This window comes from Thiohalocapsa marina (assembly GCF_008632335.1).
Lineage (GTDB): Bacteria > Pseudomonadota > Gammaproteobacteria > Chromatiales > Chromatiaceae > Thiohalocapsa > Thiohalocapsa marina.
Window position 1 is genome coordinate 71814 of the sequence record NZ_VWXX01000012.1, and the last position, 10687, is coordinate 82500.

Consider the following 10687-nt stretch of genomic DNA (forward strand, 5'->3'; position numbering starts at 1 on the left):
AGGATGCCCATGACTCACGCACCCCAACTCCGGATACCCGCCTGCTACCTGCGTGGCGGCACCAGCAAAGGCGTGTTCTTCCGTCTGCAGGATCTGCCCGAGCCCGCCCGGCAGCCGGGTCCGGCCCGCGATGCGCTGCTGCTGCGGGTCATCGGCAGCCCCGATCCCTACGGCAAACAGATCGACGGCATGGGCGGGGCCACCTCCAGCACCAGCAAGACGGTGATCCTGTCGCGCAGCAGCCGGCCGGAACACGATGTCGACTACCTGTTCGGCCAGGTCTCCATCGATCAGCCGTTCGTCGACTGGAGCGGCAACTGCGGCAACCTGTCCGCGGCGGTGGGACCCTTCTCCATCAGCAACGGGCTGGTGGACGCCGAACGCGTTCCCCGGGACGGCATCGCCGAGGTGCGTATCTGGCAGGCCAACATCGGCAAGACCATCGTTGCCCATGTGCCCATGGCCAATGGCGCGGTGCAGGAGACCGGCGATTTCGAGCTCGACGGCGTCACCTTCCCGGCGGCCGAGGTGCGTATCGAGTTCATGGACCCGGCGGCCGACGAGGACGGCGGCGGCGCCATCTTTCCCACCGGTAACCTGGTGGACGACCTGGAGGTCCCCGGCCTCGGCACCCTCAGGGCCACCATGATCGATGCGGGCATCCCCACCGTGTTCGTCAATGCCGAGGATATCGGCTACACCGGCACCGAGCTGCAGGAGGCCATCAACGGCGACGCCGGGGCGCTGGCCCGATTCGAGGCCATCCGCGCTCAGGGCGCCCTGCGCATGGGGCTGATCAGCCACCCGGACGAGGCCGCCCGCCGCCAGCACACGCCGAAGGTGGCGTTCGTGGCCGGACCGAAGGACTATGTCGCCTCCAGCGGTCGGCCGGTGGCCGCCGGCGACATCGATCTGCTGGTGCGCGCCCTGTCCATGGGCAAGCTGCACCACGCCATGATGGGCACGGCGGCGGTGGCCATCGGCGCCGCGGCGGCCATCCCCGGCACCCTGGTGAACCTGGCCGCTGGCGGCGGTGACCGCACCTCGGTGCGCTTCGGTCATCCCTCCGGCACCCTGCGGGTCGGCGCCGAGGCCCGGCTGGCGGCGGGGGAGTGGACCATCACCAAGGCCGTCATGAGCCGCAGCGCCCGGGTGCTGATGGAGGGCTTCGTGCGCGTGCCCTCTGATGTGTTCAGCCAGGTCCGGTAGGCGATTGTGCTGCCCATCTTGCACTTCTTCGTCGAGCTGTGCCTGCTTCGCCGGCGGCCTCAGGACCTGCCGGGTTCCCGGGCGCTGCTGGGGCTGGTGGTGCTGGCGGCGCTGCTTGGAGGCATGCTGCTGGCCATCACCGCGGGTGCATCCGTCATGGCGGGTCTGGCACAGACGGCGCTGGACATCCTGCTGCTGCTGGGCGCCCTGCACCTGGGCCTGAAACTGCTGAACCGGCAGCCGCGCTTTCTGCAGACTGCCACCAGCCTGCTCGGCGCTGACACCCTGATCGGCGTGGTGGCCCTGCTGCCAGTGGGCCTGGCCGCTCCGGGCACCGATGCGGGCGGGCAACTGATGCTGGCCGGCCTGCTGTTCCTTGGTCTGGTGGTCTGGAGCGTGCTGGTGGCGGCGCACATCCTGCGCCACGCCCTCGAGATCCGGCTGGCGCAGGGGGCGGCCATTGCGGTGGCCTTCGACATCCTGTCGTTCATGCTGATCGGCGGCCTCACCCAGGGAACGGCCTGAAGTGCATCTGCACATCCTTGGCATCTGCGGCACCTTCATGGGCGGGATCGCGCTGCTGGCGCGTGCCCTGGGGCATGAGGTCACGGGCTCCGACGCCCATGTCTACCCGCCCATGAGCACCCAGCTGGCATCCGCCGGCATCACCCTGTCGGAGGGCTACGCCGCCGACCACCTGAAACCGGCGCCGGATGTGGTGGTAGTGGGCAACGCCATGAAGCGAGGCCTGCCCGCCGTGGAGTACATGCTCGATGCCGGGCTGCCCTATGTGTCCGGGCCGCAATGGCTGGCGGAGCACCTGCTGGCGGAGCGGCATGTGCTCGCCGTGGCCGGCACCCACGGCAAGACCACCACTGCGAGCATGCTTGCCTGGATATTGCAGGAGGCGGGGCTTGAACCGGGGTTTCTCATCGGCGGCATCCCGCTCGACTTCGGCCTGTCGGCGCGGCTGGGGGCGGGGCGCCATTTCGTCGTGGAGGCCGATGAGTACGACACGGCCTTCTTCGACAAGCGCTCCAAGTTCGTCCATTACCGCCCGCGGACGCTGATCATCAACAACCTGGAGTTCGACCACGCCGACATCTTCGACGATCTCGGGCAGATCCAGCGCCAGTTCCATCACCTGGTGCGCACGGTGCCCGGCTCGGGTGCCATCCTGCATCCCGTCGGCGAGCCCGCCATCGATGCGGTGCTGGCCATGGGCTGCTGGACGCCGACCCGGACCATTGGTCGGACCACCGGCGATTCTGGCGGGGCCCGCGGCGACTGGAAGGCCGAGCCCCTTGCGGCCGATGACTCGGCCTTCGCGGTGCTGCAGGGAGCGGAGCCGGTGGGCGCCGTGCGTTGGCAGCATTGCGGCGCGCACAATGTGCAGAACGCCTTGGCGGCCATCGCCGCCGCCGCGGAGGTGGGCGTGGAGCCAGCGCGGGCGGCGGACGCCCTCGGCCGCTTCCATGGCGTCAAGCGACGCATGGAACTGGTGGGCGAGGCCGGCGGCGTGCAGGTCTATGACGATTTCGCGCATCATCCGACCGCCATCGCCAGTACGCTGGGCGGGCTGCGTCGGCGCGTGGGCCAGGCGCGCATCCTGGCCATATTGGAGCCGCGCTCCAACACCATGCGCATGGGTGTGCACGCGGCGGCGCTGGCAAACGCCCTGGAACAGGCGGATCGCGTCCATGTCTTCGTCCCTCCTGGCCTCGACTGGGATGCCGCCGTGGCCCTGGCGCCGTTGGGCGGACAGGTGTCGGTGGCGGATGCCGTGGAGGACATCGTGCAGGCGGTGGCCGCCGAGGCCAGCCCCGGTGACCATGTGCTGGTGATGAGCAATGGCGGGTTTCAGGGCATCCATCGACGGCTGCTGACGGCCCTTGCGGGTGCCGACGGGGCGAACGTCGGCGCGGAGTAGGGCGCCGTTGTCAGCGCCGCTCTGGAGGCAATAATCCGCTGTCGCTGCCGACGACCAGCAGTGGCTGGCCGGGTCCCGTGACCAGCTCAGGGGTCGCCCGCAGGTCTGCCTCGAACTGCCCCTGTGCCCTGTCGTGATCCCCGCGTGTCAGCGGCAGCACGAGAAAATGCCCGATGCTGACCTTGCGCAGTGCCGTGACGTCACCAACCCAGACCGGAACGTCCGGCGCGATGCGGCAGTCTGTTGACCACATGCGCAACACATACCGGCGATCCGCGCCCGCCTCGCGCACCAGGGTCAGCCGTTCATGCTGTCCGTCATGCACCTGGGGGATCACCGGCAGTTCGGCCATGGACAGCGATGGTGAAAGCAGCCGCAGTGCCGTCGACGGGGTCAGGCGCTCTGCCTCGCCCCAGCCGCTGGGTGCCAGTGCCTTGGCCAGGGCGTCGAGATCCCCCGCATAGACCAGGCGGAACGGCCGCTGATGGCGTTGCCGCAGATCAGAGCGATGGCTCGGCAGGCGGCTGCAGTCTCGGGCCTGCCACTGGGCGGGGCTGATGTGCTCGACGTTGCCGCGGGCGCGGTGTGCGACGGCATCGGCCGGTGGCCGTAGTGCGGACGCAAGCACCAGACTGGTGCCCAGGCCGACCCCGAGGCCTAGCACGCTGACCAACGCCAGGCCGCCCCAGGGGGGCACCTGCCGGGTGTGGCGGCGAAAGGCCAGCCCGAGGGCCGTAATCCAGATCAGGCCGAGGCCGATGCTGCCCAGGATGTCCGTCAGCCATTCGGCGCCGAAGTACAGCCGGGCCAGGGTCACGCAGGCGACGATGCCGGCGGCGATGCCGTAGGGCAGCCAGCGCCCCGGACCACTGACGCCGCGCGACAGCATCAGCGCGAGAAAGCCGTAGCTCAAGGTGGCGCCGAGCACGGCCGCGCTCGGAAAGGACCAGGGCCAGGGCAGTTCCAGCACCAGACCGATGCCCGGATGCATTCCGGGATCGAGGCCGGCGTCTGGGCTGACATCCGGGTCGACAGCGAAACCGGCATTGGCTCCTGGAGCGGGTCGCGGGATGCGCAGCAGCCAGCCAAGGGCCGGTGTGGCAAACAGCACGAACAGGCTGGCGGCCAGCCAGTAGGCGCTGTCGCGGCGCTGGCGCAGACGGCGCAGGTAGGCGAACACCGTGACCACCAGCCCCAGCAGCACCAGCGGCGAGGCCAGCAGCGCCAGGCCAGCCATCAGGGTGTCGGCGAAGGGGGTGCGCAGGCTCTGCCCCAGCTGCAGCACCATCCGGTTGAGGCCGAGCTCCTGCGGACCGAACAGGCCGATGCTCAGGGTGATGCCGAACAGCGCCGTGGCCAGCAGCAACGCGCCGGCCAGCCCCGTCAGGGTGCGGGCGTCCGGGTGTGCAGGTTCTGCCAGGGCCTGGGCGATGCGGCCCAGGGTCGGGTGCAGCGCACTCCAGCGCAGCAGTGCCTGCACCCAGGTGTTGGCGCGCGGACTGAAGAACCAGAACAGGCGTTTCGCGGCCCAGGCGCTGAACCACAGCGCGCCGAGCAGCACCAGCAGCAGCACGACCAGCCGGGTGGCGGCCTCTGCCGCAAGCTGCAGCGAGGCACCGAAGGCGATGCCCGGCGCCAGGTAGGCCGGCGCCCAGGCCAGCGCGGAGGCGACGTTGGCGGCGACGAACCGCGACGGCGGCATGGCAAGCATGCCGGCCACCAGCGGTACCACGGCACGGACCGGTCCGAAGAAGCGACCGATGACGACGCTCTTGGTGCCGTGGCGCCGGAAGAACGCCATGCCCTGGTCCAGTTGCCGGGGGTGGCGGCTGAACGGCCACCAGTGGCGGATGCGGTGCCGGTAGTGGTGGCCAAGCCAGTAGCTGAGACCGTCGCCGAGTACGGCACCGGCAACAGCAGCGAGGCAGGCGGGCCAGAATTGCAGCGCATCGGTGGCGATGAGGGCGCCGGCGCCGAGCATGATCGCCACCCCCGGCACCATGACGCCGACGATGGCCAGGGACTCGGCAAAGGCGGCGAGGAACACCGCTGCGTAGGCCCAGCCCGGGTTGGCCTGGACCCACTGCAGCAGTGTCTGGATGAATCCCTCCATCGCACCCCTTGACCGGCGTCCGTGAGAACGGCGTTGCGGCGCTCTGCGCTGGCGCCGTCGATGGCGCCCTAGCCGGCGATCTCGGCGAAGGCCGCGGCGGCGGCCTCCAGCGTGGCGTCGAGCTCGGCATCGCCATGGGCCGCGGAGACGAAGCCGGCCTCGAACGCCGACGGCGCCAGGTAGACACCCCGCTTGAGCATGGCGTGGAAGAAGGCCTTGAACCGCTCCTGATCGCAGGCGGTGGCCTGCGCGAAGTTGGTCACCGCGTCGGCGTCGGTGAAGAACAGACCGAACATGGCGCCGGCGCGGTTGGTGGCCAGCGGGATGCCGGCGGCGGCGGCGCGCTCGCGCAGGCCATCGGTCAGTCGCTCGGTCTTCGCCGTGAGCGCGTCATGGAAGCCGGGGGCGGAGATGAGCTCGAGGGTCTTGAGTCCGGCGGTCATGGCGATGGGGTTGCCGGACAGGGTGCCGGCCTGATAAACAGGGCCCAGGGGCGAGAGCTGCTGCATGATCTCGCGACGGCCGCCGAAGGCGCCCACCGGCATGCCGCCGCCGATGATCTTGCCCAGTGCGGTCAGGTCCGGCGTGATGTCGTAGAGGCCCTGGGCGCCGCCGCGGGACACCCGGAAACCGGTCATCACCTCGTCGAAGATCAGCACGGCCCCGTGCGCCGTGCAGAGCTCCCGCAGTCCTTCCAGAAAGCCCGGCACCGGCGGGATGCAGTTCATGTTGCCGGCGACCGGCTCCACGATCACGCAGGCGATCTCCGATCCGATGGCGTCGAAGGTCTCGCGCACCTGATCGATGTCGTTGTAACTGAGGGTGATGGTGAGTTCCGCCAGCGCCGCCGGCACACCGGGGGAACTGGGTTCGCCAAGGGTGAGCATGCCCGAGCCGGCCTTGACCATCAGCGAGTCGACGTGGCCGTGGTAGCAGCCCTCGAACTTGATGACCTTGTCGCGACCGGTGTAGCCGCGGGCCAGACGCAGGGCGCTCATGGTCGCCTCGGTGCCGGAGCTGGTCATGCGCACCAGGTCCATGCTGGGGACCAGTTCGCAGACGGCGTCCGCCATGCGGGTCTCCAGCTCTGTCGGCGCGCCGAAGGAGAGCCCCTTCTGGATCTGCGCCGCGACCGCGCCGATGATGTCCGGATGGGCGTGACCGAGGATCATCGGCCCCCAGGAGCCGACGTAATCGATGTAGCGTTTGCCGTCGACATCGGTGGCATAGGCGCCGGAGGCGGAGTCGAAGAACACCGGATCGCCACCGACGCTGCGGAAGGCGCGTACCGGGGAATTGACGCCACCGGGGATGTGGCGCTGGGCGGCTGCGAAAAAGTCGTGTGATCTGGACAAGGTGCTGTCTCCGGTCGGGCGAGGCGGGTTTCCCCGCGGCTGATGTGGCCAGTCGCTTATGGCGGCATGAACCCCCCATTGTCCGGCGCCGCTGCTGTTGTTGGCAACCTCTCCACGTCAGCAGGGCGACCGCGCGCGATTGAAAAACCTGCCTGACAGCCTGACCATTGGCCCCGGAGAGAAACCGAAGGCGAGACGAACAGGAGGCTCGAACGATGAAACGGTATGCGTGTCTGGTGTGTGGCGTGATCTACGACGAGGAACAGGGCTGGCCCGATGAGGGCATCGCCCCTGGCACCCGCTGGGAGGATGTGCCCGCCGACTGGCTGTGTCCGGAGTGCGGTGCCGGCAAAGAAGACTTCGAGATGGTGGAGGTCTGAGGCCGTCCGATCCGCGACGTACCGATGCCGATGGCAACGGGCAGGATAGCGCCACCGGGCGAGAAACCCTGAAGCCTGCTCTGGTATTCCATCCGGGCCTTATGGTAGCGTGACGGGTTTCCAACGGGCTTATCGAGGCACAGAATCCCATGCTGATGGAACTGACCGATCAGGAACTTGCGTTGACTGAATCCGCCCGCCGCAAGATGGGCGAGCTGTTCGACGACATCGACGACAGTATCGCCGGCGTGCGCGTCTACGCCACCGCGGGCGGCTGCAGCGGCGTGAGCTTCGGCATGACCTTCACGGATGCGATCAACGACAACGACGGTGTGCGTGACTTCTCGGCGTACAAGGTTGTGGTGGATGATGCGACCCTGGAGTATATCCGCGGTGTTGAAATCGACTTTGTCGACCCCGGCGACGGCAATGCCACCTTCGTCTTCAATAACCTGCCGTCTGCCGGCTCCGGTTGCAGTAGTTGCGGCTCGGCGTCGGGCTGTTCCTGACGCGGCCCTCCGTGGCTTTCCAACCCCCGATTGCGACGCGGTAACAGCATGATCAAGGTCGGCATTGTCGGTGGCACCGGTTACACCGGTTCGGAACTGTTGCGCTTGCTGGTGCACCACCCCGGGGTAGCGGTGTCCGTGGTGACCTCGCGCGCGGACGCCGGCACGCGCGTGGATGCGATGTTCCCGCAGTTGCGCGGCCATGTGGAGCTGGAGTTTGCCTCCCCGGACACGCCCGCCCTGAGCGACTGCGAGCTGGTGTTCTTCGCCACGCCCAACGGTACGGCCATGCAGCACGCCCCGGCGCTGCTGTCGGCGGGGGTGCGGGTCATCGATCTGGCGGCGGACTTTCGCCTCGACCAGGTCGAGGTCTGGGAGCACTGGTACGGCATGACCCACGCGGCCCCGTCGCTGCTGGGCGAGGCGGTCTACGGCCTGCCCGAGATCAATCGGGAGGCGATCCGCGGCGCCCGCCTGGTGGCCAATCCGGGGTGCTATCCCACCGCCGTGACCCTGGGCCTGCTGCCCCTGTTGGAGACGGGGGCTGAGGCGGGTCTGGTGGACAAAGACCGTCTGATCTGTGATGTGAAGTCCGGCGTCACGGGTGCCGGTCGCAAGGCCAGCACCGGTCTGCTGATGGCCGAGGTGGGCGAGAGCTTCAAGGCCTACAGCGTGTCCGGGCATCGTCACCAGCCGGAGATCCGCGCCAACCTGCGGCGCGCTACCGGCCAGGAGGTTGGCCTGACCTTCGTGCCGCACCTGGTGCCCATGGCCCGCGGCATCGAGGCGACCCTGTACGCCTTCTTGACCGACGACCGCACAGACCTGCAGACCCTGTACGAGCAGCGCTATGCGGACGAGCCGTTCGTGGATGTCATGCCGTCGGCCGCGGCCCTCGAGACCCGCTCGGTTCGCGGCACCAACCTGTGCCGGCTGTCGGTGGTGGAGCCGCTGGGCAATGGTGTAGTGGTCGTGCAGTCGGTGATCGACAACCTGGTCAAGGGGGCCGCGGGTCAGGCGGTGCAGAACATGAACCTGATGTTCGGGCTGGACGAAGCCCTGGCCTTGCCGACGGTGGGTCTCGTGCCCTGACGGCCCGCCCCAGGTCATGTCGGTCAGAAGCAGGCTGAAGCGGCGTCGGGGCGACCGGATGTCGTTCAGATTGCTTGTGACCGCGGGCTGGCTGCTGGTCATCGGCACCGCCTTCGCCCTGGGATACCTGCTGGCTGGGCACGATGCCCAGCGCGCCATGGCCCGAATCCAGGCCCTGCAGACCGAGCGCGATACCCTCAGCGAGGCACTGGCCGAAATGCGCGATGCGCAGGTGCGTCTGGAGCGGACGCACATGATCGACCAAGAGGCCAGACGCGCGGTTCAGGCGCAGCTGGTCGAACTGCAGGGCGAGCGCCTGCGCCTGGCGAGGCAGGTCGCCTACCTGGGCAGCCTGATCCGCGAAGGCGATCGTGGCGCGGTGGAGATCCGGGCGTTCGCGCTCACCGCGATGGATGCACCCGGCGCCTACAGATATCGCATCATCCTGAGTCAGCTGGTGCCGGAGTTCGGCCGCTCCGTCGGCGAGGCGTCGGTGCACGTGGTGCTGGAGCGCGACAGTCAGCTTCAAACCTTGGCCTTGTCGGATCTGCCGGGGTCGTCATTGGGCCGGCACGAACTGGCCTTCGATCACTTCCAGCGGCTCGAGGGCGTGATCCAGTTGCCTGCGGACGCGACACCACGGCAGGTGGTGGTTGACATCGAGCCCGGTAGTGACAATCTCCTTGCCACATCCGAGTCCTTTGTCTGGCGGACCGGGGACGCCGCCGTCGATCTGCTGCGGGCAGACGAGGCCGACATCCCATCGGACGATCCCTAGCGGCGGCCCGCAAGACCGCGGACGGACTCCCCAACCTGCGAAAACCGAAATCGCATTTGCAACGGGTACTAAGACATGTCAGATGTTATCGCGGAAGACGCCGCTCCATTGGTGTTCACGGCCCAGGCGGCCGCCAAGGTGGCCGACCTGATCGCTGAGGAGGGCAACCCGGACCTGATGCTCCGGGTGTACATCCAGGGCGGCGGCTGTTCCGGATTCCAGTATGGCTTCACCTTCGCCGAGGGGGCGGAAGAGGGCGACACCGAGGTCGTCACCGATGGCGTGACGCTGCTGGTCGATCCCATGAGCCTGCAGTATCTGACCGGTGCCGAGATCGACTTCTCGGAAGGGCTGCAGGGGGCGCAATTCGTCATTCGCAACCCGAATGCCACCACCACCTGCGGCTGCGGCTCGTCCTTCGGCGTCTGATCGCGCACCGACGCCGGCGATTGGCGTCGGTCATGTGCCTTGGGTGGGCGCCGCCTCAGCGCTCGGCGCTCTCGCCCGGCGCATTGACAGGTTCGCCTTTCGCCGGCAGGGTCAGGGGGATGGTGATGGTGCCCGGCGCCGAGGCCGCCCGGCCTGAGACATCCGATGTCGACCCTACACCTGGTATCTGCAGCCAGTAGACGCCAAGTCCGGCGATGAGCACGATGACGCCGATGATGAGCAGCGCTGGCGATACGAGGCGTCTGGGGCGCGCTGACTGGCGCTCGCGAAACTGGAGGCTGCGTGCGCTCCGCTTATAGTCTTTCATGTGACGCCCCGGTCGGTTACTCTGCTTTCCTGCCCGGATTCTAGAACAGCAGCGGCTTGCTCATAAAGCCGGAAGCGTCGTCCCGTGCTGCACGTTGCCGGTTTCGGCCGGATTCCGGCGGACTTCCGGCCCGTCTCTGCCGGATTCGGCTGGTGAGGCGTCGCTCCTGTCTCCTCCGGGCACCACTGCCCATCGCCGTCTCCCATCAGGATGAAGTAGAAGATGTCCGAACTCGAAGGTGCCTTGTCGTTGCTCACCCGCGGGACCGATGAGGTCCTCACTGTCGATGCCCTGAAGACCAAGCTATCCAGGGGCAAGCCGCTGCGCATCAAGGCCGGTTTCGATCCCACCGCTCCAGATCTGCACCTGGGGCATGTGGTGCTGCTGAACAAGTTGCGCCAATTCCAGCAGCTCGGACATCGGGTGCTGTTCCTGATCGGCGACTTCACCGGCATGATCGGTGACCCGACAGGGAAGAACGCAACCCGCAAACCGCTGACGCGGGAAGAGGTCGCGGTGAATGCCGAGACCTACAAGGAGCAGGTCTTCCGTGTGCTGGACCCC

At 68.1% G+C, this 10687-nt stretch carries 12 protein-coding genes (1 of these 12 running past the window's edge); 9 read left to right on the forward strand and 3 right to left on the reverse strand.

The window, feature by feature from the left end; all coding sequences use genetic code 11:
* Positions 1-9: 9 nt before the first annotated feature.
* The 3 genes from prpF to mpl are packed head-to-tail and all read left to right on the forward strand — an operon-like array spanning position 10 to position 3139.
* Positions 10-1209 carry a 2-methylaconitate cis-trans isomerase PrpF gene (prpF, locus tag F2Q65_RS09815; protein ID WP_150092886.1) on the forward strand — a complete coding sequence of 400 codons (1200 nt, stop codon included), beginning with the start codon at positions 10-12 and terminating at the stop codon, positions 1207-1209.
* A gap of 6 nt (positions 1210-1215) precedes the next feature.
* Positions 1216-1734 carry a hypothetical protein gene (locus tag F2Q65_RS09820; protein ID WP_150092888.1) on the forward strand — a complete coding sequence of 173 codons (519 nt, stop codon included), beginning with the start codon at positions 1216-1218 and terminating at the stop codon, positions 1732-1734.
* Between the two features lies 1 nt (position 1735).
* Positions 1736-3139 carry a UDP-N-acetylmuramate:L-alanyl-gamma-D-glutamyl-meso-diaminopimelate ligase gene (gene mpl, locus F2Q65_RS09825; RefSeq protein WP_150092890.1) on the forward strand — a complete coding sequence of 468 codons (1404 nt, stop codon included), beginning with the start codon at positions 1736-1738 and terminating at the stop codon, positions 3137-3139.
* A 10-nt stretch (positions 3140-3149) separates the two neighbouring features.
* On the opposite strand, the gene F2Q65_RS09830 is transcribed toward mpl, so the two are convergent.
* Positions 3150-5252 (reverse strand): VTT domain-containing protein, encoded by a 2103-nt coding sequence (locus F2Q65_RS09830; protein WP_150092892.1) that lies wholly within the window; start codon positions 5250-5252, stop codon positions 3150-3152.
* 68 nt (positions 5253-5320) lie between these two features.
* On the reverse strand, positions 5321-6607 hold the full coding sequence (hemL, locus tag F2Q65_RS09835; RefSeq protein ID WP_150092894.1) for a glutamate-1-semialdehyde 2,1-aminomutase: 1287 nt from the start codon (positions 6605-6607) through the stop codon (positions 5321-5323).
* Positions 6608-6822: 215 nt separating this feature from the next.
* Here hemL and F2Q65_RS09840 point away from each other — a divergent pair, with 215 nt between their 5' ends.
* From F2Q65_RS09840 to erpA, 5 genes are all read left to right on the forward strand, one after another.
* Positions 6823-6987, forward strand: a complete 165-nt coding sequence (locus F2Q65_RS09840) for a rubredoxin (RefSeq protein WP_150092896.1) — start codon at positions 6823-6825, stop codon at positions 6985-6987.
* 149 nt (positions 6988-7136) lie between these two features.
* The gene (locus tag F2Q65_RS09845; protein ID WP_150092898.1) at positions 7137-7496 is read left to right on the forward strand and encodes a HesB/IscA family protein; all 360 of its coding nucleotides are present in this window, start codon (positions 7137-7139) and stop codon (positions 7494-7496) included.
* Between the two features lie 48 nt (positions 7497-7544).
* The gene (argC, locus tag F2Q65_RS09850; protein WP_150092900.1) at positions 7545-8588 is read left to right on the forward strand and encodes an N-acetyl-gamma-glutamyl-phosphate reductase; all 1044 of its coding nucleotides are present in this window, start codon (positions 7545-7547) and stop codon (positions 8586-8588) included.
* Positions 8589-8646: 58 nt separating this feature from the next.
* Positions 8647-9366, forward strand: a complete 720-nt coding sequence (locus tag F2Q65_RS09855; RefSeq protein WP_150092903.1) for a DUF6776 family protein — start codon at positions 8647-8649, stop codon at positions 9364-9366.
* 75 nt (positions 9367-9441) lie between these two features.
* Positions 9442-9795 carry an iron-sulfur cluster insertion protein ErpA gene (erpA, locus tag F2Q65_RS09860; protein WP_150092905.1) on the forward strand — a complete coding sequence of 118 codons (354 nt, stop codon included), beginning with the start codon at positions 9442-9444 and terminating at the stop codon, positions 9793-9795.
* A 55-nt stretch (positions 9796-9850) separates the two neighbouring features.
* Here erpA and F2Q65_RS09865 read toward each other — a convergent pair whose 3' ends face one another.
* A complete protein-coding gene (locus tag F2Q65_RS09865) occupies positions 9851-10123 on the reverse strand; it encodes a hypothetical protein (protein WP_150092907.1) in 273 nt (90 codons plus the stop codon).
* A 222-nt stretch (positions 10124-10345) separates the two neighbouring features.
* Between F2Q65_RS09865 and tyrS the strand changes: the two genes are divergently transcribed.
* Positions 10346-10687: the beginning of a tyrosine--tRNA ligase gene (gene tyrS, locus F2Q65_RS09870; protein ID WP_150092909.1), read on the forward strand. 861 nt of this gene lie beyond the right edge of the window; 342 of the gene's 1203 nt are visible here — the first part of the coding sequence; it begins with the start codon at positions 10346-10348; its stop codon lies beyond the right edge, outside the window.

Bases quoted from the DNA above. Each gene is read 5' to 3' on its own strand.
- F2Q65_RS09865 (WP_150092907.1), bottom strand. From the start codon at position 10,123: ATGAAAGACTATAAGCGGAGCGCACGCAGCCTCCAGTTTCGCGAGCGC.
- F2Q65_RS09845 (WP_150092898.1), top strand. From the start codon at position 7,137: ATGCTGATGGAACTGACCGATCAGGAACTTGCGTTGACTGAATCCGCC.
- argC (WP_150092900.1), top strand. From the start codon at position 7,545: ATGATCAAGGTCGGCATTGTCGGTGGCACCGGTTACACCGGTTCGGAA.
- erpA (WP_150092905.1), top strand. From the start codon at position 9,442: ATGTCAGATGTTATCGCGGAAGACGCCGCTCCATTGGTGTTCACGGCC.
- F2Q65_RS09840 (WP_150092896.1), top strand. From the start codon at position 6,823: ATGAAACGGTATGCGTGTCTGGTGTGTGGCGTGATCTACGACGAGGAA.
- prpF (WP_150092886.1), top strand. From the start codon at position 10: ATGACTCACGCACCCCAACTCCGGATACCCGCCTGCTACCTGCGTGGC.
- F2Q65_RS09855 (WP_150092903.1), top strand. From the start codon at position 8,647: ATGTCGTTCAGATTGCTTGTGACCGCGGGCTGGCTGCTGGTCATCGGC.
- F2Q65_RS09830 (WP_150092892.1), bottom strand. From the start codon at position 5,252: ATGGAGGGATTCATCCAGACACTGCTGCAGTGGGTCCAGGCCAACCCG.